This window comes from Enterococcus faecium (assembly GCF_029023785.1).
In the GTDB taxonomy this organism is placed as follows: domain Bacteria; phylum Bacillota; class Bacilli; order Lactobacillales; family Enterococcaceae; genus Enterococcus_B; species Enterococcus_B faecium.
Map to the genome: position 1 here is coordinate 717,309 of NZ_CP118955.1, position 22,658 is coordinate 739,966.

Genomic DNA, 22,658 nt, shown 5'->3' on the forward strand with positions numbered 1-22,658 from the left:
TATTATACTCTAAAATCAAAGAGTTGTTTTGGAAAAAAGGTTTTCTGTAAAAATGGACAAGTTGGTTGACAAAACAAAAGAAACTAGGAACAATGTAGCTATGAGAAGTAAAGGAGAATGAATAATGGAATTATCACAAGGAACACCGATTTCAATCAAATTGCGTACAAAAGTAAAACAGCAAGGGGAAGTGCAAGATTTTTATTTTGATTTGAAAGGGCAAATGGTGACAATTGGCGATACGCTGTACATACGTTATAAAGATATTCAGGAGGAGACGGGCGATGAGATTCCTGTAACGATCAAATTAGTTCCAGATGGTTATGTACAGCTGATCCGTGCAGGAGAAATGCGGATGCGTTTGAAATTTGGCTATAAAGAACGGTTAGAAACATCCTATCGAACACCATACGGTATGATCCAGATTGCTACTTTTACGAAAGAACTGCATGTTAGTTTGAAAGACCGTCCCACAGCAGGGAAGGTTCGAATCGATTATGATCTGTTCATGGGACCGGAAAAAATCGGCGAATATTATTTGACCTTGGATTTTACAGCGTAAATATAAAAGAAAAGTTTGATTTTTTGTGTCTGATTTTGTATGATAAGGAGTAGACTGTGAAAGGACGTGTCCTGATTGGAAATTAGTGTATTTGAAGGTGCAAACAAAAGCGAATTATCAATGATCGAAGTAGCACACGCGATCTTAGAACAACGTGGCGATGTCATGGATTTTTCTGATTTAGCTAACCAGATCCAAAACTATCTTGAGAAATCAGACAGTGAAATTCGTGATTCACTCGCACAATTTTATACTGACTTGAATATTGACGGCAGCTTTATCTCATTAGGGGATAATCGTTGGGGCTTGCGTTCATGGTATGCTATCGATTCGATCGATGAAGAAGTAAACCATGGAATGGACGAAGAGGATGAAGATACTCCACGTCGCCGTAAACGCAAGAAAGTCAACGCCTTTATCAATGATGATGAAGACGCGATCGATTACAATGACGATGACCCAGAAGATACAGATCTGACAGAAGAAGATGACGATGATCTGTTTGATGACGATGATGATGAAGATGAAGAAATCGCTGCTTATAATTCTGACTTGCAAGAAATCGGAGCAGATGACCCGACAGATGATGAAGAAGACTTGCCAGGAAATATTGAAGAAGATTTAAGTATCATAGACGAAGACGATGATGATGAAGATTATGAAGAGGAAGAATTTTCTGACTCTGAAAAAGAATAAACATTATTTTCTTACGAGAGGTTGTGACAGAGACGATCAGCCTATCAGAATAAGGAGGTGTGACACGATTTTTGTCACACCTTCTTTTTTGTATATAAAAATCCCAAGTAAATACATAAAAAATAAAAAAATTGAAACTTTTAGCGCACCTTGTACGTCATATTAAGTGAGGCAGAAAGGAGTGGAGAATGATTTTTACTGGATATAAGAAAAAACGGCAGATCGAAAAATACCGTCACCTGCTGAATGGACTCATCGAAACTGATTATCAAAAAATGTTCCGTATCACGATGAATTACGTACATGATAAAGAAGAGGCCTTAGATGTGATGCAAGATAGTTTTCATAAAGCCCTGAACTATTTTGAAAAAGAAAAAGAGATCGAGCATTTTAGTGCATGGTTTTATCGGATATTGATCCGCACGGCATTAGATAGTTGGCGCAGACAAAAAAGGACGCCTGTGGACTTATTTGAAATTCAAGATATCCCCCAACAGTTACCTTTAGAAACTTCCGTTGCAGAGCTCCATATGATTTTAGATAAAATAGACAGTCCGGAAAAAGAGATTCTGATCCTCTACTTTTTTGAAGGATTTCGTTTGAAAGAAATTGCAACTATCTTGGATATGAATGAAAACACAGTTAAAACGAAAATGTACCGCTCATTGAATGCTTTACGTCAAATCCTAGAATGAAGGAGAGAAGAGTGCCATGTATTCCCAAAAAGAAAATTTAAAAAAACTAAAGAAAACTTATAAAGAACAAGCAATTCCCAAAGGGCTTAAAGAGGAGATCCGCCAGCGTTTTATTATCGAAGAGCAATCATTTATAAAAGCAAGGCGGAGAAAGAGACGTCTCCAAGGGTTCGGAGTATCTTTGGCTATCGTAATGATTACAACAAGTAGCCTTCTTTTTAATAGTCAAGTTCGAAGCTTTGCAGAAGATTTACCCATCTTAGGATCAGTCATTGAATTGATCTTAGGCGAACGCTTTACTGATCGATCTGAAAAAATCGATATTCAGGTACCGAAGATCAATACACAAAATGAGAAAGAAAATAAAACAATTCATGGATTAAATCAAAAATACTTTCGCGAAGGACAAGCAGATTTTGAAAAAGCTGAAAAAGAATATGGAAATTTTGAAACGGATCATTACCAAGTTTTGGGAGATTATCAGAAAATCGTAGACGATAACCGGTTTCTCGTGATTGAAAGGCAGATCACCCAAACAGCAGCAGATAGCCATGTTGAAAAAAGATACGACACAATCGACAAGAAAAACAGTGTCCAGCTCTCACTTCCACTTTTATTCAAAGATGACACCTATCTATCTGTTTTGACAAAAGAAGTCAAACGGCAGATGGCCGAACAAGTCAAGGAAGATCCATCTAAGTACTATTGGACTGAGCAAGATATTCAAGAAGGGACGATAGAAAAACCAACACTTGTTACGCCTACACGAAGTTTTTATTTGAACAAAGAGCATCAATTAGTTTTGACTTTTTCTCAATACGAAATTGCTCCTGGTTATATGGGTACACCAGAATTTGTCATTCCTAAGTCCGTGACAAAAACGATTTTGGCATCGGAAGATTATTTGGATCATTAGACGAGAAGTAGTTGCGACTAGCAGTTTCAATTTTCAAGTAAGTACAAGTAAATAATAAGAAGAGAAAAAGAGAAAGAAGAGATATAGTGAAAAGAAATTATTTAGTTATCAGTATTATTGCTTTATCCGTGCTTTTGTTTTTCGAAATTACTTCGGTGGCCTCCTTGATCACCGAAGTAAAAGGACAAACACACTCTTCGGAGCATTCGTCACAATCTTTCAAACAATCAGAACAATCAACCATTAAAAGCCAATCAACTGAAACAGCTAACGTCAAAGAAGCCATTCAAGAATCAGCGGAAAAGGTACAAAGTCAGTCATCACAATCAACACAAGACAGTACAGAAGCAATCCAAGACCCGACTGTCAAAAGCGTCGCAATCAGCTTTGATGATGGACCAGGAGCGACCACAACGCCGCAGCTTCTGCGAATCTTAAAAGAAAAAAACGTGCATGTCACTTTTTTCGTCTTAGGAGAAAATACGGCGCAGCATCCTGAAATCGTGAAGCAGACAGCTGAAGCAGGGCACGAGATTGGCAATCACACATACGATCATCAGAATCTGGCCATTCTTTCTGCCCAGTCGATGACGGAGGAAGTGACGAAAGCAGACACTGAGATCAAAAAAGTCACTGGCAAAACCCCCGCTTTTGTTCGTTCGCCCTATGGTTCTGTCACGAATGTAGGGGCAACGATCATCCAGCGACCGATCATCGAATGGTCTGTTGATTCAGAAGATTGGAAGACAAGAAATCCTGATTTGATTTTGCAGAAGATCCAAGCAACAGTATACGATGGGGCAATTATTTTATTCCATGATATCTATCCTGAAACGATTCGTTCCGTTCCTCAAGTGATCGATTATCTGAAAGAGCAAGGCTATCGCATCACGACAGTTGGCGATTTATTAGGGCATCCAACGGCTGTCGAGAACTATTATGGCAGAAACGATCATCGGCCAGTTCAGTAAGTGAGACAAGTATCTTTAATAAATAACACATTTTAATAAGTAGTTGAACACATAACTACCTTACTTGCAAAGACTTAACAATATCTATACAGATACAACAAAAAACTGTCCACCAATTCTCTTTGGCGGACAGTTTTCACTTAAAAATAAAGAAGCAACTATTCGTAAATTATGCTAAAATAGCAGTAGAACGCGTCCTGAGGGAATCGAACCCCCGTCTCAAGAACCGGAATCTTACGTGATATCCACTACACTAAGGACGCAAGTACTGGGATAATTGTAACTAAACAGATAAAAAATTACAAGGGGATTGGACAAAAAAATGAAATTTGAGCAAAATTTTTCACAAAAACAGCAGCAGACACAGAAACTAGCCATGACGCAACAGTTGCAACAGTCCATCCAAGTTTTACAATATAACAGTGAGGAGCTGTTGGCATTCGTTGAGAATCAAGCAATGGAAAATCCATTGGTGGAAGTTGTTGAGCCGGAATGGCAGCCAGATTACATAAAAGCTTCTTCATCTTCTTATGAAGGAGAAGAGACAAATTACCTAAATCAGATTCCTGATACAAAAGGGTCTTTATTTGATTCATTGATCGAACAAGTCCATTTGAATTACCGAGATACTTTTTTGAGGAAAATCGTTCTTTATCTTGTAGAATACATCGATTTGAACGGATTTTTGACGATTAGTTTAGAAGAAGCCGGAAAAGAGATTGGAGCTACGCCTATCCAAATGCTCGATGCGTTGACTCTGATTCAGCAATTAGAACCAGCTGGAGTAGGTGCACGTAGTTTGCAAGAATGTCTCATGCTTCAAACAGAACGAGATGATTATGCGCCGGAATTAGCTTATATCGTGTTGGAAGAATGTTTTGAGGAACTGGTGGAGCGAAAATGGAAAGAAATCGCACAACGTTTTTCTGTTGATCTACATGCTGTTCAGCAGATATTCGACTATTTACAAACGTTGAGTCCAAGCCCTGGCCGGATTTTCGACCGTAGCAGCGAATTGTACATTATTCCTGATGTCCGGGTATTAGTGGACGACGATAAAAATGTACAAGTTATCTCAAACCGAAAAAATCAGCCAAATATACGCTTTCAAGAGAGTTACTTCAAACAAATGTCACAACAAGCAGATAAAGAAACTGAAAATTATTTAAAAGAACGGAAACAGGAATTCGAATGGTTGAAGAAAACGATCCTCCAACGTGGGGATACAATTTTGCGGGTTGCTCAAGTCATTGTTTCCCGGCAAAAAGCTTTCTTTATCGACAAGGAACGTCCAATCAAGCCTCTTACGTTAAAGGAAGTTGCAACTGAGATAGATGTGCATGAATCCACGGTCAGTCGTGCAGTCAACGGGAAATATTTGGAAACAGATTTCGGTGTATTTGAATTAAAAAAATTTTTCACTACACGAATTCCTACGAATAGTACAGAACAGACAGAAGACCTTTCAGCAGATACAGCGAAGAAAAAGCTGCAGGAATTAGTCGATCAAGAAGACAAAAACAAGCCGTTGTCGGACCAGAAATTGGTTGAATTGCTGAAAAAAGATGAGATAGCGATCTCAAGACGAACAGTAGCAAAATATCGTGATTTATTAGGAATCCCGAGTTCATCAAAAAGAAAACGTTATGATAACTAATCAGTCAAAAGACTAGAAAAAGTATTTCACTTTTTCTAGTCTTTTTAGTTGAAAAACGAGAGCAAAACTGTTAGACTTACAGTCGTGAGGTTGAGATTTCCCTTTATTGATGTGAAATTCGAATAGTTAATTTCTTTTTTTATCGTATATGGGTCGTTTTAAGTCTACATTGGACGTAAAGTGTCCAACTAAGGAGATCGCTATGCTGGATGAAATAAAAATGATTGAATCTGTTGCACCAGATATTATCGAAGTGTTGCAAGAACGCTATAAAATTTTACGAAATATCTATTGGATGCAGCCGATTGGGCGTCGAAGTTTATCGGAAAGTATGGGGATCACAGAACGAGTCTTACGAACAGAAACAGACCTTTTGAAAAATCTGAATTTGATCGACACCTCAAAAAGCGGTATGACGCTGACAACTAAGGGCGAAGAAGTTTATCAAAGCCTTGAAAACTTCATGGATCAGCTTTTAGGTACGCATCAAACCGAACAACAGTTGGCAGAATATTTTGGTAACCAACGCTGTATCGTTGTTTCAGGAAACAGCGAAGAGCAGACCAAAGTGGCTGATGCATTCGGCGAAGCGCTGAGCGAAGCCTTAGACCGACTACTTCCAGAAGGCGAGAATATCATCGCTGTGATGGGAGGAACTACTATGGCTGTGGTAGCCGAACAATTGTCTAATCTGGAAAATAAGAAACGGCATAACCTGTTTGTCCCTGCAAGAGGCGGGATTGGTGAAGCGATAACTGTACAGGCAAATTCTGTCAGTGCAAGAATGGCTGCTAAAGCAAACGGTAACCACCGCGCACTTTATGTTCCGGAACAATTAAGTCTGGCAACTTACAATTCTTTACTCAATGAGCCATCTATCCAAGAAGTCTTAAACTTGATTAGTGAAGCGAATTGTGTTATTCATAGTATTGGGCGTGCATTACACATGGCAGCACGTCGTAAGATGACTGAAAAAGAATTAGTCATGCTGAAACAAGCAAATGCTGTTGCGGAATCTTTTGGCTACTTTTTCAATGAAAAAGGTGAAGTCGTTTATAAGGTCCCTAGAATCGGCATAGAATTGCAAGATTTGGAAAAAGTCCCGATCATCATGGCAATCGCGGGCGGAAAATCAAAAGCTAAAGCAATTCGAGCTTATATGAAAAATGCACCAAAACAAACGTGGCTCATCACTGATGAAGCTGCTGCAAATGAGATTTTAAAAGGGGTAACCCTTTAAAATAAATATTTTTTTGATTTTCATAAGGAGGAAATCTTAAATGACAGTTAAAGTAGGTATTAATGGTTTTGGACGTATTGGACGTCTAGCATTCCGTCGTATCCAAGATGTAGATGGAATCGAAGTAGTAGCAATCAACGACTTGACAGATGCTAAAATGTTGGCACACTTGTTAAAATACGACACAACTCAAGGACGTTTCAACGGAACAGTTGAAGTTCATGAAGGTTCATTCAACGTAAACGGAAAAGAAGTTAAAGTATTAGCTAACCGCAACCCAGAAGAATTACCATGGGGCGAACTAGGCGTAGATATCGTTCTAGAATGTACTGGTTTCTTCACTTCTAAATCAGCAGCTGAAAAACATTTAACAGCTGGTGCTAAACGCGTTGTTATCTCTGCTCCTGGCGGAAACGATGTTCCAACAATCGTTTATAACACAAACCACGAAACATTAACTGGTAAAGAAACAGTTATCTCAGGTGCTTCATGTACTACTAACTGTTTAGCTCCTATGGCTAAAACATTGAACGACAAATTTGGTGTTGTTGAAGGATTAATGACAACTATCCACGCTTACACAGGTGACCAAATGACTCTAGACGGACCTCATCCTAAAGGTGACTTCCGCCGTGCACGCGCTGCTGCTGCAAACATCGTTCCTAACTCAACAGGTGCTGCTAAAGCTATCGGTTTAGTAATTCCTGAATTGAACGGTAAATTAGACGGAGCTGCTCAACGTGTTCCTGTACCAACAGGTTCATTAACAGAATTAGTAACAGTTCTTGAAAAAGAAGTAACTGTTGACGAAATCAATGCAGCAATGAAAGAAGCTTCAAACGAATCTTACGGATACAACACAGACGAAATCGTTTCTTCAGATATCGTTGGTATGACTTACGGTTCATTATTTGATGCTACACAAACTAAAGTAATGACAGTTGGCGACAAACAATTAGTTAAAACTGTTGCTTGGTACGACAACGAAATGTCATACACTGCACAATTAGTACGTACTTTAGAATACTTCGCTAACTTATAAGATAGACAAACGTACAAGTGTAAATTATAGACATGTACATTTAAAAGCGGGGAAGCAATCGCGCTTCTTCCGCTTTTTTTGATAATAAGTTTATTCAGGAGGAAATAAAATGGCTAAGAAAACAGTGAAAGATATCGATTTAAAAGACAAAAAAGTTCTTGTCCGTGTTGACTTCAACGTTCCTTTGAAAGACGGCGTGATCACTGACGACACTCGTATCAAAGCAGCATTGCCAACAATCAACTACGTTCTAGAACAAGGCGGAAAAGCAATCCTTTTCTCTCACCTTGGACGTGTAAAAACAGAAGAAGATAAAGAAGGAAAATCTTTAGCTCCAGTTGCAAAACGTCTAGGCGAATTATTAGGTAAAGAAGTAACATTCGTACCTGAAACTCGCGGAGAACAATTAGAAGAAGCAATCCGCAACATGAATGACGGCGACGTTGTCGTATTCGAAAATACACGTTTTGAAGATATTGACGGTAAAAAAGAAAGCAAAAATGATACAGAACTAGGTAAATACTGGGCTTCATTAGGCGATGTATTTGTTAACGATGCTTTCGGTACAGCTCACCGTGCACATGCTTCTAACGTAGGTATCGCTTCAACTGGTATCCCAACAGTTGCTGGATTCTTGATGGAAAAAGAAATCAAGTTCATCGGTGAAGCAGTAGAAGAACCAAAACGCCCAATGATTGCAATCCTTGGTGGCGCAAAAGTTTCTGATAAAATCGGCGTAATCGAAAACTTGATTCCTAAAGCAGATAAAATCTTAATCGGTGGCGGAATGACTTACACATTCTACGAAGCAAAAGGAATCAAGATCGGTAACTCTCTAGTAGAAGCTGATAAAGTAGAACTAGCAAAAGAATTAATCGAAAAAGCAGGCGACAAACTTGTCTTGCCAATCGACAATGTCTGTGCACCAGAATTTTCAAATGATGTTGAAACACAAGTAATCGAAGGAGACATTCCTGATGGTTTGATGGCTTTAGACATCGGCCCAGCATCAGTAAAATTATTTGCTGATACATTACAAGGTGCAAAAACAGTTGTTTGGAACGGACCTATGGGTGTATTTGAAATGAGTAACTTTGCTAAAGGTACGATCGGTGTTTGTGAAGCAATCGCTAACTTAGAAGGCGCAACAACAATCATCGGTGGCGGAGACTCAGCTGCAGCAGCAGAACAATTAGGATTTGCTGACAAATTCACACACATCTCAACAGGTGGTGGCGCAAGCTTGGAATTGCTTGAAGGTAAAGAATTACCAGGACTAGCAGCAATCAACGATAAATAAACGACCAAGTTTGCTCAATTCTGACGAGTAATCGATCAAAAGGTGAAGGGAGTTTTCATGACTCCCTAGCCATTTTTCAATAAATTAAGGAGTGTGTTCCTCAATGCGTAAACCTATTATCGCAGGTAACTGGAAAATGAACAAAACTGCATCAGAAGCAAAAGAATTTGCTGAAGCAGTAAAAAACAAAATCCCTTCAAATGATAAAGTTGATTCAGTCATCGGATCTCCTGCATTATTCTTACAAGAATTAATGACATCAGCTGAAGGTACAGAACTAAAAATCTCAGCACAAAACTGCTACTGGGAAAACTCAGGTGCGTTCACTGGTGAAACTTCACCAGCAGCTCTTGCTGATCTAGGTGTTCATTATGTGATCATCGGACATTCAGAACGTCGTGAATATTTCCATGAAACAGACGAAGACATCAATAAAAAAGCAAAAGCTATCTTTGCAAATGGTATGACACCAATCCTATGCTGCGGCGAATCTTTAGAAACCTATGAAGCAGGCAAAACTGCTGAATGGATCGAAGGACAAATTACAGCTGGTTTAGCTGATCTTTCAGCTGAACAAGTGTCAAACATGGTTATTGCTTATGAACCAATCTGGGCAATCGGTACTGGTAAATCAGCTGACGCACAAATCGCTGACGAAATTTGTGGAGTTGTACGTCAAACAGTTGAAAAACTTTATGGAAAAGAAGTATCAGAAGCAGTTCGTATCCAATACGGCGGTTCTGTAAAACCAGAAAATATTGCTGAATACATGGCAAAAGAAAATGTTGACGGTGCTTTAGTCGGTGGCGCAAGCTTGCAAGCAGATTCATTCTTGTCATTGTTAGACGCTGTAAAATAATTGTTGAAAATTTGCGAAAAATGCAAGAAATGTTTGCACTAATGAGCAAAATTAACTAAAATCGTATATGAGGGAAATCCCTTAGGAAAAAACAAACTCAAAGGAGAGACAAAACATGTCAATTATTACTGATGTTTACGCTCGCGAGGTCTTAGACTCACGTGGTAACCCAACAATCGAAGTAGAAGTATACACAGAAAGCGGAGCTTTTGGCCGCGGAATGGTTCCTTCAGGTGCTTCAACTGGTGAATACGAAGCAGTTGAATTACGTGACGGAGACAAAGCTCGTTATGGCGGTAAAGGTGTAACTAAAGCTGTCGACAACGTAAATAACATCATTGCTGAAGCAATCATTGGCTACGATGTTCGTGACCAAATGGCTATCGACAAAGCTATGATCGCTTTAGACGGAACTCCTAACAAAGGTAAATTAGGTGCGAACGCTATTTTAGGTGTTTCTATCGCTGTTGCACGTGCAGCTGCTGACTACCTAGAAGTACCTTTATACCACTACCTAGGCGGATTCAACACAAAAGTATTGCCAACACCAATGATGAACATCATCAACGGCGGATCACATGCTGATAACTCAATCGACTTCCAAGAATTCATGATCATGCCTGTTGGCGCTCCAACATTCAAAGAAGCTCTACGTATGGGTGCTGAAGTATTCCACGCATTAGCTTCAATCTTGAAAGCTCGCGGATTAGCAACTTCTGTTGGTGACGAAGGTGGATTTGCTCCAAACCTTGGTTCAAACGAAGAAGGTTTTGAAGTAATCATCGAAGCAATCGAAAAAGCTGGCTATGTACCTGGTAAAGACGTTGTTCTTGCTATGGATGCTGCTTCTTCAGAATTCTACGACAAAGAAAAAGGTGTTTACGTACTAGCTGACTCAGGCGAAGGCGAAAAAACAACTGACGAAATGATCAAATTCTACGAAGAATTAGTTTCTAAATATCCAATCATCTCAATCGAAGATGGATTAGACGAAAACGACTGGGACGGATTCAAGAAATTAACTGACGTATTAGGCGACAAAGTTCAATTAGTTGGTGACGACTTGTTCGTAACAAACACTCAAAAATTATCTGAAGGTATCGAAAAAGGAATTGCTAACTCAATCCTTATCAAAGTGAACCAAATCGGTACATTAACAGAAACTTTCGAAGCTATCGAAATGGCTAAAGAAGCTGGCTACACAGCAGTTGTATCTCACCGTTCTGGTGAAACAGAAGATTCAACAATCTCTGATATCGCTGTTGCAACAAACGCTGGCCAAATCAAAACTGGTTCTCTATCACGTACTGACCGTATTGCTAAATACAACCAATTACTACGTATCGAAGACCAACTTGGTGAAGTTGCAGAATACAAAGGTTTGAAATCTTTCTACAACTTAAAAAACAAATAATTCTTTTCTAATGAAGATACATGATCGACTATTGAAAGATAGTCGAGTATGATCACTTAGTTAAGTAATCGAACTCTCTACTTGCTGAAATATCAGCAGGTAGAGAGTTTTTTTGCAACTAGCTTCTGTATATGATGTTTACAAAGAATGGTACAAGAAAAGATCATCCTTGAAAAAGGAAAGCTAACAATAACTAGCATCATATAAGAGCTTTTAAGGATAGAACAGTAGAATAGGAATCTATGGGCAAGTCCTCTCGTATAAATAAAATAGGAGGGAAGTAGCAGCATATTTTTCATAAAGTGGCTCTCTTTCTTCATTTTTACTTTGGTTGCTCCTATTTGAAAATTCGAGCACACTCAAATACAATAAAAAGAAATGGCAAGGGAGAGGATTAGATGAAAAAAGAAGAAAAAATCGCGATTTTACAAGAGATTATCCGAATTAAATCAGTGAATGGAAACGAAGGTGAAGTAGCAGCCTATTTGAATAAGCTTTTGGCAAAGCATGACATAACAGGAGAGATTGTTTCTTACAGAGATGGTAGAGATAATTTGATTGCTCGTTACCAAAAGGGCCAATCAGGAAAAGTGTTAGGCCTATCTGGGCATATGGATGTCGTGGCGGCTGGTGATGAATCGTCTTGGACCTATGCACCCTTTGCAGCAGAAATCCATGGGAACCGTTTGTACGGACGTGGTGCTACAGATATGAAGAATGGCTTGGCAGCAATGGTGATTGCCATGATCGAACTGAAAGAGTCAGGAAAACCATTTAACGGAACAGTCAAATTATTAGCCACTGTCGGAGAAGAAGTGGGTGAACTAGGTGGGGAACAGCTCACGAAAGCAGGCTATGTAGATGACTTAGATGCCTTGATCATCGGAGAGCCAACCAATTACAGTTTGATGTATACGCACATGGGATCAATCAACTATACAGTCACCTCGCACGGAAAAGAAGCGCATAGCTCTATGCCAGACCAAGGTTATAATGCAATCAATCACCTAAATGAATTCATTACGAAAGCAAATGCTGAAATGAATCACCTCGCTGAAACAATCGAGAATCCTGTCCTAGGAAAAACAATCCATAATGTTACATTGATCAGTGGCGGGAATCAAGTCAACAGCATCCCAAGCCATGCGCAGCTCCAAGGGAACATTCGATCGATTCCAGAATACCCAAATGATAAAATCATTGCATTGCTGCAATCAATCGTCAATGAATTGAATCAAGAGACAGACTATCATTTGGAATTGATGATCGATTACAACAAAATACCTGTCAAAGCTGATCCAGATTCTCCTTTGATTCATTGCATTCAGCAACAATTCAGCCAGCCATTACCTTTAGTTGGAGCGGCAGCAACAACGGATGCAGCCGAATTTACGAAAGCTAACCATTCCTTCGACTTTGTCGTCTTTGGGCCTGGTGTCGTTACTTTGCCTCATCAAGTAGATGAGTATGTTGAAATCGATAATTATTTGGATATGATCGAAAAATATCAAGGAATTATTTTATCCTACTTAGCGTAAGATTTTTTTAATAAATGAAAAAACAGAGCCAGATTAGCATTATTTTGCTAATCCAGCTCTGTTTATTCAGCCTATTTTTCTTTTTGAATATATCAAGCGTTGTGGCAACATAGTGATGACTAATGAAACAACGACGATAGACAAAAAGCGATCAAGGTAGTCTGTACCCGCCTGTACCAAGATCACACTTGTTGTCTGACTTAAACCTAACCCATGTAATAGCTGAACGATCATACTGGATCCTGAGGAGGTGATCCCGCCAAATAACTGAACGGTAATGATCGAAGAAACGATCGTTCCAGGTACCGACAAAATCAAAGCGAGTAATAACAGTTTCAAGCTGTTTTTATCTTTGCCGAGATATCTTGGCAAAATCAATCCAGCAAGCAAGCCTGTGAGAATTTGGATTGGCGAATAATACAGAGAAAAAATATCTGTAGTCACTCCACTTAAAATACCGCTGGACAATCCTGTCAGCATTCCTGGTATGGGACCAAGTAACGCGCCAGCAAAAATCGTTCCAATAGAGTCTAGATAGACTGGCAAACGAAGCCATAAAGCAATCGTTCCTCCAACATAATTGATCCCAATACACAAAGCCATCATTGTAAGTACGCGAGTTGCCATCTTGTTTTTATTCATTTTGTTAGCCCATCTTTAACCTTTCCAAATCTTTCATAATCGTTTCTTCTTGTGCATTTAAAAGAACGGTTAAAAACTTTTGGAAAAAAAGACGAGTATCTACTTTTGTCATAATTTTACTGTTAGCAGATTTCTGCCAAAATTCATAACGATCAACCAATGTTTGTCCGCGACTTATTCCTTGAGTTTCTACAGCAGTGAAGCTTTTAAAGCCTTCACAGATGGACTCATCGATAAAATAAGCAACAGCTAATGGATCATTGATGACACATCCTAAGATTCTTTCTTGTTTCCAGTGAAAGTCAAAATAAAAACGAGTGATCGCTTTTAGATACTCTCCCTCTTCAGGATTCATTTGGCAGCAATATTCAAGGATAGTCGGTGTCAAGACGATTTCTCTTGTCACATCTAACCCAACCATTTCTATCGGTTGTTTGAGCTTTTCGAATACATAAGAAGCTGCTTCAGGATCACACCAGTAATTGTATTCAGCAACTGGTGAACAGTTACCATGGCTTTTGTAAGTTCCGCCCATTGAGACAAAACGATCCATATGTTTCCCAACAGATGGGCTGTTTTTCAAAGCAGAAGCGATATTGGTCAAAGGCCCCAAAGCAATGACTGATGTATCTGTTTTTTCTTTGAAATAATCAGTCAGAAAATCAACTGCATGGAGCGATTCTGCCTGTTTGGCTAAGACCATCGGGAAATTTGTGTCCCCTAATCCATCCAACCCATGAGTGTCTTGCGCACTAATGAAAGGTTGCTTCAAAGGTTTTTCCATTCCTTGATAAACAGGGATATCTAAACGATCACAGCGCTCCAAACATTTCAGCACATTCTGCGTACCGATATCTACAGGGACATTCCCGCAAACGACGGTAATAGCAACTACTTCGATATCAGGGGATTTGACAGCTAGTGATAAAGCTAAAGTGTCGTCGATCCCTGGATCGCAATCAATAATTACTTTACGCATTATTTCCAATCTCCTTTCTTTAGAGATACTTAGTTTTTTATTCTGGGAAGTTTCCGAACCAGTCCAAGACGAGTGTCTTGTTTATAATGCACGAAATTAGTATACTGGCTTTTATTGTGAATGTAAATGCTCTCTTACAAGTAAATCTATTGAGAAGAACTTTAAGTAAATGATACAATGAAAAAGAAATGGAATTTACGTGTGCCGAAGAAAAAGAATCCTATTGATCGGTATATTGTATAATAAATAGATTATAGTTTGGCAGAAAGCGGCGGGTGTACGATGGTTATTTTTTATTTCATTCTTATTCTGATATTTATAGGAATCAGTTACCATTTTCTTTCTTATTTTTATGCAAAGAAATTAGTAAGAGCGGGGGTACAGAGAGGCTATGACTGGTATGAAGAAACTGGGCACCGCTTGATGGATCCTGCTGCAGTCACGTCAGTAGAAAAAAAGCGACAAAAATTAGAAGAAGAGTGTGAAAGCTTCTGGGAACAAGGAATACCAAAAACGATCAAAAGTTATGACGGGTTGAAACTAGCTGGACAGATGTTACTCCAACCAACTCAGCAGAATAAATGGGTCATTTGTGTACATGATTATCGAAGTACAGGGAAAAGAGATATGTCTCATATAGGTAAAAGATATGCAGAGAAAGGATTCAACGTTCTTATACCCGATTTACGTGCGCATGGAGAAAGTGAAGGAGAAATCATCGGAATGGGATGGCTAGACCGGCTAGATTTAATTGCATGGATCCAACTCATCTTAGATGAACAACCAGATGCATCCATTATTTTGCACGGCGGTTCGATGGGCGCTTCTACGATTATGATGGCAAGTGGTGAAAAGCTTCCATCTGCAGTCAAAGGATTTATCTTAGACAGCGGATATGTTTCTGTTTATGCGGAATTTCGGTATATGTTAAGTAAAATCACGGTCTTTCCTAAAAAAATGATCATGAGATATGCGAATCACTATGCTCAGAAATACGCAGGTTATTCTTTAAAGCAAGCATCAGCTACAAGACAGCTTGGTAGTAACCATTTGCCTTTGTTAGTCATCCATGGTGAAAGAGATCATTTTGTTCCTACAGAAGCAGCATACACGATTCAAAACGCTACGGCAGGGGATAAAGCATTACTGCTTGTTCCAGAAGCAGAACATTTGGAAGCATCGATGAAAGATCCGAAAACCTATTGGACAGTGATTTTTTCATTTATTGAACAAAGAATAACGATGGATTGATTTTCTCTTCCTTTTTGTAAGCAACACGAGGATAAATAATTGTTTATAGACCATGAGACTGTTAAAATAAGGTAGGAATAAAAAAATATCAGTTATTTGAGGAGTGCGGCATATGGAAATCAAAGAGGAAAAAAATCGTCTTGCTTTATTCAATGATGAGCAACAAGAAATCGGAGAAATGACATGGTCGGATGCGGGGCCAGACATCATGATCATTGACCATACATTTGTCGATCCAGCATATCGTGGTCAAAAATTAGCTGAAAAGCTAGTGTATACTGGAGTAGAACTAGCAAGACGAGAGGGGAAAAAGATTATCCCTTTATGCCCTTACGCAAAAAAAGAGTTTGAGAAGAAACCAGAGTATCATGACGTCTTACGCCAATCATAATAATAACAGCTGAAAGATTTGCACTTTCAGCTGTTTTTCCATTTATATAGAGTTGTCACGGAGTTTTATCTATGATAAAGTTAAAGAGACGATATCTTTTGGGAAGGAGGCTGCTATATGTATAATTTAATTTTGGGAATCGTGATCGTTTTATCGATTGTTATGGTCATTGCGATTATGATGCAGCCAAGCAAGCAAAATAGTGCAGCGAGTGCATTTACCGGCGGTGCGGATCAACTATTCGGCAAACAAAAAGCTCGCGGCTTTGAAGCTGTCATGCAGCGATCAACTGCAGTCATGGGAGCTGTCTGGATGATCTTATTATTTGTCCTAGCATTTTTATCTTCGAAGTAGTCGAATAAGCCTCTCGCACAACGGCGGGCGGCTTTTTTTATTGCAAAGAGAACGCTTAAGAAGAAGTTATGAAAGAAACTATGGTAAAATGAGGCGAAAGAGGTGAAACGAGTGAAACAATTACCAAAACCCCTTTATGCAAAACATGGAAAACGAGCAGTTTTGCTGCTTCATGCGTACTCAGGAAGTCCAAATGATGTCCGGATGCTCGCACGGTTTTTAGAAAAAGCAGATTATACAGTCTATGCGCCGCTATTTAAAGGACATGGAACGATGGAGCCATATGATATCTTGCAAGAAAAAGCAGAAAGCTGGTGGGCAGATACTAAAAAAGCTATCCATTTTTTACAGTCTGAACAGTTTTCTGATATTGCCGTATTGGGATTATCGATGGGTGGCATCTTTGCTGTACGGGCACTAGAAGAAGAATCAGTAATTGGCGGCGGTTTTTTCTGTTCGCCCCTGTCTCCTGTAGAAACAAACGTGCCTGAAAATTTTGAAAAATATGTACGTCAAGTGCTGAAGATAGCAGGCAAATCAGAAAAAGAAATCAATGAAAAAGCTGTGTCTTACCGCTCGTTAGCTGAACATCAATTAATGGATATACAAGACCAAGCAGCAATCGCAGAAAGTAGACTATCAGATATCCAACAGCCAATATTTTTAGCTCAAGCTGGGAAAGATGAAATGATCGACCCAAATGGTGTATTTGAAACGGCACGCAAATTGAGCCGCCAACGAGTGACACTTCAATGGTATCCTGAAAGCGGTCATGTGATTACAGTTGGCACAGCAAGACGCGAATTAGAAAAAGACGTGTTGGAATTTTTAGAAAAATTACCTTGGAATGAGGAATAAATATGACAAAAGAAACAATAAAAGAGAAAATTCTCTTTTTCATGGAAAGCAGTCGCAAACGTAGTTTTTCTATGGAAGAAATCGCTGAAGGTCTAGGCTTTCAAAAAAGCGATGATTTTAAATTACTAGTACAAACGATTGCTCAAATGGAAAGAGAACAGAGTATCGTTTTCAATAAAAAAGGAAAAGTCAAACTTCCTTTAAAACCGATCTTGGTCGAAGGGACATTTCGGGCAAATGAACGAGGATTTGGATTTGTAACGATTGATCCCGAAGAAGATGATATCTATATCCCGAAAGAAGCGACTGGCTTTGCAATGGATGGGGATACCGTAGCAATTGATATCATGAAGCGAGCAAATACAGATATGGATCGCGGAGCAGAGGGAAAAGTAGTGGAGATTCGAGACCGAGCGACTACTCAGTTAGCCGGAGAATTTGTTGCTTATTCAGACGAAGAGATACAGGAAACGGATCTTTATGGTGTGGTCATCCCGAAAGATAGAAAGCTTAACCAATTCAAAGTGTATGCAGCGGCAGAGGGAGTTCGTCCAGTTGACGGAAGTATTGTATTGATCGAACTGACCCATTACCCTGAAAAAGGGTATGCAACTAGTTTAGAAGGGATAATCAAGCAAGTGATTGGTCATAAGAATGACCCTGGCATGGATATCCTCTCGATTGTCGTGGCTAACGGTATTCCTACAAAATTTCCTGATGATGTGTTATCTGAGGCAGATGAAGTTCCAGACCAGATCAGCGAAAAGGATATTGTTGGACGCAGAGATTTAAGAGATCAGCTCATCGTTACGATTGATGGAGAAGATGCAAAAGATCTAGATGATGCAGTGACGGTCAAAAAATTAGAAAATGGTAATTATTTTCTTGGAGTACACATTGCAGATGTATCTTACTATGTGACGCAAGGCAGTCAACTGGACAGAGAAGCATACGAAAGAGGAACAAGTGTCTATTTGACCGATCGAGTGATTCCGATGATCCCACAACGTTTATCCAATGGTATCTGTTCATTGAATCCCCATGTTCCACGACTCACCATGAGTTGTGAAATGGAGATCGATCCAAATGGACAAGTTGTCTCTCATGAGATTTTTCCAAGTGTGATCCAAACAACAGAACGGATGACCTACACAGCTGTCAATCAAATCTTAGAAGATCAAGATGAAGAAACGATGCAACGTTATGCTCAGCTCGTGCCTATGTTCCAAGAAATGGGTGAATTGCATCGAATCCTTGAAATGATGCGAATCAAACGTGGAGCGATTTCTTTTGAGGATCGTGAAGCGAAGATCCTTGTTGATGCTGAAGGACACCCAAATGATATCCAGCTAAGAAGCAGAGGGATAGGTGAACGCTTGATCGAATCCTTTATGCTTGCTGCCAACGAAACGGTAGCTGAACATTATAATAAATTAAATCTTCCGTTTATTTATCGAATCCATGAACAGCCAAAAGAAGAAAAAATGCAGCGCTTCTTTGATTTTGCTTCAGCTTTGGGCATTCTGGTACGAGGAACGAAAGGAACGATCACACCGAAAGATTTACAGCATGTGATCGAAGGAGTAGAAGATAAACCAGAAGCTGCAGTTATCAATACTATGTTGCTAAGAAGTATGCAACAAGCACGCTATTCAGAAGACAATTTTGGGCATTATGGCTTAGCAGCAGATTACTACACACATTTTACATCTCCTATTCGACGCTATCCCGATCTGATCGTCCATCGGCTGATCCGTTCTTATAGCCAAGATAAAAGTGAAAGCAATCAAAGTTTATGGGCTGAGGAACTTCCTGAAATCGCGGATCATAGTTCTAAGATGGAGCGTCGCGCAGTAGAAACAGAACGTGAAGTAGATGCGATGAAGAAAGCAGAATTCATGATGGACAAAGTGGGAGAAGAATTCGACGGGATCATCAGCTCTGTTGTGAAATTCGGACTGTTTATCGAACTACCGAATACAGTAGAAGGATTGATCCATATCAATGAATTGAAACAAGACTACTTCCATTTTATTGAAAATCATTTAGCGCTTGTAGGTGAAAGAACTGGACTGACTTTTAAAATCGGACAAAAAGTGCGCGTAAAAGTAGTCAAAGCTGATCCAGATGAACGAGCAGTGGATTTTGAACTCGTTTCCGCAGAAGAGGTCACTGCGTTGGAACGTCCAAAAGCACGCAATGGAAAATCTGGAAAACGAGAAGGAAAACAAGCAGGCAAACGCTCAGAAAAAAATGGCAAGAAGAACAAACGATATAGTGATAGTAAGCAAACGTTCGGTAAGAAAAAAGGGAAAAAGCCATTTTACAAAGGTGTCAAAAAGAAGAAAAAGAAAAAATAAAATGAGTTGGAGGAAACAGCTATGCCAAAAGGCGAGGGAAAACTAATTGCACAAAACAAGAAAGCTCGCCATGATTATTCGATCATCGACACGATGGAAGCAGGGATGGTCTTGCAAGGAACGGAGATCAAGTCGATACGAAACAGCCGGATCAATCTGAAAGATGGATTTATTCGCGTCCGCAACGGGGAAGCTTTCTTGCATAATGTTCATATCAGTCCTTATGAACAAGGAAATATTTTTAATCATGATCCGTTGCGCACGAGAAAACTATTATTGCACAAGAAACAAATCGTTCGTCTTGAAAACGAATTGAAAAACACGGGAATCACTGTTGTTCCTTTAAAAGTCTATATTCGTAACGGCTATGCCAAGGTATTGATTGGTCTGGCAAAAGGGAAAAAATCGTATGATAAACGGGAAGATTTGAAACGAAAAGATATCGATCGACAAATTGATCGAACTTTAAAAAATTTCTCTAGATAATTTCATTATCCTTTTTCGCATATTCGGTGCTTTTGCTTTTACTTAATGATAAAATTTGTTAGCATTTAATCTGACAAAACATGATTATCACAGGTTTTTTCTTAGATCAGGAGCACCGTGCATGGGGAAAAATTCGCTTCGTTTTTGACTGAAATAAAAAAGTGTCTAATTTTCATGAAAATGTTTTGAATTTTCCGTTTCATGGTGGTATGATACCGTGTGGTTAGAAACCGATTGGAAAAAACCAGATACGCACATGAATTGATTTTATGTGAATTTCGGGGAAAAGAGGTGAAATGGATTGGATGAACGCTCGCTAACGTTCCACATTGGACCAATTTGGTTTGATGGTACAGTTTGTATAATGGTGTTACTGACCTGTTTGATTGTTTTCTTCTTAGCTTACTTTTTTACAAGAAATCTTAAGTTGAAACCAACAGGCAAACAAAATGCGATAGAATGGGTCATTGATTTTAGTCGAGGAATCGTAACAGATAATCTGCCTAGAAAAGAATTGAGCAATTTCCATTTGTTGGCATTTACATTGTTTTTATTTGTTTTTGTTGCAAACAACATCGGTTTAGTAACAAAAATCGTCTTACCTAACGAAACAACACTTTGGAAAAGCCCGACAGCAGACCCGTTTGTTACTTTAACTTTGGCATTTATAATGATCTTACTTACTCACTTATTCGGGGTGAAAAAGTTAGGCTTCAAAGGATATTTCGTAAATTCGTTCTTGAAACCCTATAGTTTTATGTTTCCGATGAAACTGATTGAAGAATTTACAAACTTATTAACACTTGCTTTACGTCTTTATGGGAATATTTATGCGGGGGAAGTTTTGCTAACCTTGATTGCAAAAATGATGACAAGCTTAGGCTGGTTCTCATTACCATTAGCAATTCCATTAGAGATGGTCTGGATCGCGTTCTCCTTGTTTATTGGGAGCATCCAAGCATTTGTCTTTGTCACTTTGTCAATGGTTTATATGAGCCATAAGATTGAAGTAGAAGAATAATACTCGGTTAAAAAACAAACTACTATTTATCTATTTTAGGAGGAAAACAATTATGAATTATATCGCAGCAGCAATCGCAATCATGGGAGCAGCAATCGGAGCCGGTTATGGTAACGGTCAAGTTATCTCTAAAACAATCGAATCAATGGCTCGCCAACCTGAAATGTCTGGTCAATTCCGTACAACAATGTTTATCGGGGTAGCTCTAGTTGAAGCTGTTCCTATCTTAGGGGTAGTTATCGCCTTGATTCTAGTTTTTGCCGTTTAATTGAATCAGTATTAAGGCAGAAACAACATCGTTTGTTACTGCTTTTTTACATGGAAACTAGAAATACTCCAAAGAAAGGAAGGCTCGCCTATGCTGAATCAATTGGCAATTGCAGAAGTTGGCAATGCGATGTTAGGTAATATCATCGTTGTCAGCGGCTCATTTTTGATACTACTGGCTCTCTTGAAGCACTTTGCTTGGGGACCAATCAGCGATATTTTGAAAAAACGTGAAGACAAGATCGCCAATGATTTAGATTCTGCAGAACAATCTCGCATCAACTCAGCGAAAATGGAACAAGAACGCGAACAACAATTGTTAGCCTCTCGTTCTGATGCAGCTGATATCATCAAAAATGCGAAAGAAAGTGGAGAATTAAGCCGCCAAAATATTTTGAAGGATGCTCAAGAAGAAGCAGCTCGTCTAAAAAGCAAAGCCCAAGCTGATATCACTGTAGAACGTGATTCAGCGCTGAACTCTGTAAAAGACGACGTTGCAGAACTCTCTCTTCAAATCGCGGAAAAAATCTTGAACAAAGAATTATCTCCAGAAATGCATGAATCATTAATCAATCAATACATTGAAGGTCTAGGTTCTTCAAATGAAACTAGATAAATATACAGTAGGAAGACGTTACGGGAAAGCTTTATTTGAACTGGCGATCGATTCAAATCAAGCAGAAGAAATCTATCAAGATCTCGTAAGTTTACGTCAAATCTATGAACAAGTACCTGGATTAGGGAATATGTTAAGTGATGTTCGTCTAGAACCTCATGAAAAACGAGAAATCATGGACAAGCTTGTCAGCGGTTATGATGGAATCGTTAAAAACTTTTTAGAAGTTGTTTATGAGTATAACCGAATGGATGACCTTTTGTTCATGATTGAAGAATATGAACGTCGATATGATGAACATCAAGGGTTACTATTGGGAAGTGTCACAACAGCAGTCCCACTTTCAGACGAACAACGAATACAATTAGAAAAGAATGTTGCAAAAACAATGGACTATCAATCAGTTGAATTAAAACAAATCGTTGATTCTTCTATTATTGGTGGCGCGATTGTTGAAGCCAACCATCGAGTAATCGACGGAAGCATTCGCACGCAATTAGAAAAAATGCGTAATCAATTAAACAGATAGTACAAAGAGGTAGG

Annotated in this window: 24 protein-coding genes, 1 tRNA gene and 1 riboswitch; of the genes, 22 read left to right on the plus strand and 3 right to left on the minus strand. The window is 39.0% G+C overall.

The annotated features are described in order from the left end of the window. Positions 1 to 124 precede the first annotated feature (124 nt). The 5 genes from PYW34_RS03335 to PYW34_RS03355 all read left to right on the plus strand — a co-directional run bounded on the left by PYW34_RS03335 (position 125) and on the right by PYW34_RS03355 (position 3,840). Complete coding sequence (locus PYW34_RS03335; RefSeq protein ID WP_002334461.1) at positions 125 to 562, plus strand: DUF1934 domain-containing protein; 438 nt, start codon at positions 125 to 127, stop codon at positions 560 to 562. A gap of 75 nt (positions 563 to 637) precedes the next feature. Further along, on the plus strand, positions 638 to 1,258 hold the full coding sequence (rpoE, locus tag PYW34_RS03340; RefSeq protein ID WP_002304561.1) for a DNA-directed RNA polymerase subunit delta: 621 nt from the start codon (positions 638 to 640) through the stop codon (positions 1,256 to 1,258). Between the two features lie 188 nt (positions 1,259 to 1,446). Then, positions 1,447 to 1,953 (plus strand): RNA polymerase sigma factor, encoded by a 507-nt coding sequence (locus PYW34_RS03345; RefSeq protein WP_002295126.1) that lies wholly within the window; start codon positions 1,447 to 1,449, stop codon positions 1,951 to 1,953. Positions 1,954 to 1,969: 16 nt separating this feature from the next. Further along, positions 1,970 to 2,869, plus strand: a complete 900-nt coding sequence (locus PYW34_RS03350; RefSeq protein WP_002304565.1) for an RsiV family protein — start codon at positions 1,970 to 1,972, stop codon at positions 2,867 to 2,869. 86 nt (positions 2,870 to 2,955) lie between these two features. After that, positions 2,956 to 3,840 (plus strand): polysaccharide deacetylase family protein, encoded by an 885-nt coding sequence (locus tag PYW34_RS03355; RefSeq protein ID WP_002334462.1) that lies wholly within the window; start codon positions 2,956 to 2,958, stop codon positions 3,838 to 3,840. A 191-nt stretch (positions 3,841 to 4,031) separates the two neighbouring features. On the opposite strand, the gene PYW34_RS03360 is transcribed toward PYW34_RS03355, so the two are convergent. Then, positions 4,032 to 4,103 (minus strand) — tRNA-Arg (locus tag PYW34_RS03360). A 59-nt stretch (positions 4,104 to 4,162) separates the two neighbouring features. On the opposite strand from PYW34_RS03360, the gene rpoN reads away from it, so the two are divergent. The 7 genes from rpoN (at position 4,163) to PYW34_RS03395 (ending at position 12,890) form a co-directional block, all read left to right on the plus strand. After that, the gene (rpoN, locus tag PYW34_RS03365; RefSeq protein WP_002295132.1) at positions 4,163 to 5,497 is read left to right on the plus strand and encodes an RNA polymerase factor sigma-54; all 1,335 of its coding nucleotides are present in this window, start codon (positions 4,163 to 4,165) and stop codon (positions 5,495 to 5,497) included. A gap of 148 nt (positions 5,498 to 5,645) precedes the next feature. Beyond that, positions 5,646 to 6,737: a sugar-binding transcriptional regulator gene (locus tag PYW34_RS03370; RefSeq protein WP_002321448.1), complete on the plus strand. Its 1,092-nt coding sequence runs from the start codon at positions 5,646 to 5,648 to the stop codon at positions 6,735 to 6,737. 40 nt (positions 6,738 to 6,777) lie between these two features. Further along, positions 6,778 to 7,779: a type I glyceraldehyde-3-phosphate dehydrogenase gene (gene gap, locus PYW34_RS03375; protein WP_002292818.1), complete on the plus strand. Its 1,002-nt coding sequence runs from the start codon at positions 6,778 to 6,780 to the stop codon at positions 7,777 to 7,779. A gap of 109 nt (positions 7,780 to 7,888) precedes the next feature. Next, positions 7,889 to 9,079 (plus strand): phosphoglycerate kinase, encoded by a 1,191-nt coding sequence (locus PYW34_RS03380; protein ID WP_002295135.1) that lies wholly within the window; start codon positions 7,889 to 7,891, stop codon positions 9,077 to 9,079. A 103-nt stretch (positions 9,080 to 9,182) separates the two neighbouring features. Further along, positions 9,183 to 9,938 carry a triose-phosphate isomerase gene (gene tpiA, locus PYW34_RS03385; protein ID WP_002292815.1) on the plus strand — a complete coding sequence of 252 codons (756 nt, stop codon included), beginning with the start codon at positions 9,183 to 9,185 and terminating at the stop codon, positions 9,936 to 9,938. A gap of 115 nt (positions 9,939 to 10,053) precedes the next feature. Beyond that, entirely contained in the window at positions 10,054 to 11,352 is a 1,299-nt protein-coding gene (gene eno, locus PYW34_RS03390) for a phosphopyruvate hydratase (RefSeq protein ID WP_002334463.1), read from the plus strand. Positions 11,353 to 11,750: 398 nt separating this feature from the next. Then, complete coding sequence (locus PYW34_RS03395; RefSeq protein ID WP_002334464.1) at positions 11,751 to 12,890, plus strand: ArgE/DapE family deacylase; 1,140 nt, start codon at positions 11,751 to 11,753, stop codon at positions 12,888 to 12,890. A gap of 66 nt (positions 12,891 to 12,956) precedes the next feature. Here the strand turns inward: PYW34_RS03395 and PYW34_RS03400 are convergent, their stop codons facing one another. Beyond that, positions 12,957 to 13,532 (minus strand): ECF transporter S component, encoded by a 576-nt coding sequence (locus tag PYW34_RS03400; RefSeq protein ID WP_002334465.1) that lies wholly within the window; start codon positions 13,530 to 13,532, stop codon positions 12,957 to 12,959. Positions 13,533 to 13,536: 4 nt separating this feature from the next. Continuing rightward, a complete protein-coding gene (locus PYW34_RS03405; RefSeq protein WP_002300464.1) occupies positions 13,537 to 14,511 on the minus strand; it encodes a nucleoside hydrolase in 975 nt (324 codons plus the stop codon). Positions 14,512 to 14,534: 23 nt separating this feature from the next. Continuing rightward, positions 14,535 to 14,579: riboswitch (PreQ1 riboswitch) on the minus strand. Positions 14,580 to 14,793: 214 nt separating this feature from the next. On the opposite strand from PYW34_RS03405, the gene PYW34_RS03410 reads away from it, so the two are divergent. From PYW34_RS03410 to PYW34_RS03455, 10 genes are all read left to right on the plus strand, one after another. Beyond that, positions 14,794 to 15,762, plus strand: a complete 969-nt coding sequence (locus PYW34_RS03410) for an alpha/beta hydrolase (protein WP_002334466.1) — start codon at positions 14,794 to 14,796, stop codon at positions 15,760 to 15,762. Between the two features lie 112 nt (positions 15,763 to 15,874). Next, positions 15,875 to 16,153, plus strand: a complete 279-nt coding sequence (locus tag PYW34_RS03415) for a GNAT family N-acetyltransferase (protein ID WP_002300467.1) — start codon at positions 15,875 to 15,877, stop codon at positions 16,151 to 16,153. A gap of 117 nt (positions 16,154 to 16,270) precedes the next feature. Continuing rightward, a complete protein-coding gene (gene secG / locus PYW34_RS03420) occupies positions 16,271 to 16,507 on the plus strand; it encodes a preprotein translocase subunit SecG (RefSeq protein ID WP_002292802.1) in 237 nt (78 codons plus the stop codon). Positions 16,508 to 16,609: 102 nt separating this feature from the next. Continuing rightward, the gene (locus PYW34_RS03425) at positions 16,610 to 17,365 is read left to right on the plus strand and encodes an alpha/beta hydrolase (RefSeq protein WP_002300470.1); all 756 of its coding nucleotides are present in this window, start codon (positions 16,610 to 16,612) and stop codon (positions 17,363 to 17,365) included. A gap of 2 nt (positions 17,366 to 17,367) precedes the next feature. Then, positions 17,368 to 19,725 (plus strand): ribonuclease R, encoded by a 2,358-nt coding sequence (gene rnr / locus PYW34_RS03430; RefSeq protein WP_002334467.1) that lies wholly within the window; start codon positions 17,368 to 17,370, stop codon positions 19,723 to 19,725. Positions 19,726 to 19,746: 21 nt separating this feature from the next. Beyond that, entirely contained in the window at positions 19,747 to 20,211 is a 465-nt protein-coding gene (smpB, locus tag PYW34_RS03435; protein WP_002292799.1) for an SsrA-binding protein SmpB, read from the plus strand. 301 nt (positions 20,212 to 20,512) lie between these two features. Next, on the plus strand, positions 20,513 to 21,232 hold the full coding sequence (atpB, locus tag PYW34_RS03440) for a F0F1 ATP synthase subunit A (RefSeq protein ID WP_002300474.1): 720 nt from the start codon (positions 20,513 to 20,515) through the stop codon (positions 21,230 to 21,232). A 52-nt stretch (positions 21,233 to 21,284) separates the two neighbouring features. After that, positions 21,285 to 21,500, plus strand: a complete 216-nt coding sequence (atpE, locus tag PYW34_RS03445) for an ATP synthase F0 subunit C (RefSeq protein ID WP_002292797.1) — start codon at positions 21,285 to 21,287, stop codon at positions 21,498 to 21,500. A gap of 90 nt (positions 21,501 to 21,590) precedes the next feature. Further along, positions 21,591 to 22,115, plus strand: a complete 525-nt coding sequence (atpF, locus tag PYW34_RS03450; protein WP_002292796.1) for a F0F1 ATP synthase subunit B — start codon at positions 21,591 to 21,593, stop codon at positions 22,113 to 22,115. Continuing rightward, positions 22,102 to 22,644 carry a F0F1 ATP synthase subunit delta gene (locus tag PYW34_RS03455; RefSeq protein WP_002292794.1) on the plus strand — a complete coding sequence of 181 codons (543 nt, stop codon included), beginning with the start codon at positions 22,102 to 22,104 and terminating at the stop codon, positions 22,642 to 22,644. Before atpF ends, PYW34_RS03455 begins: the two co-directional genes overlap by 14 nt. Positions 22,645 to 22,658 lie beyond the last annotated feature (14 nt).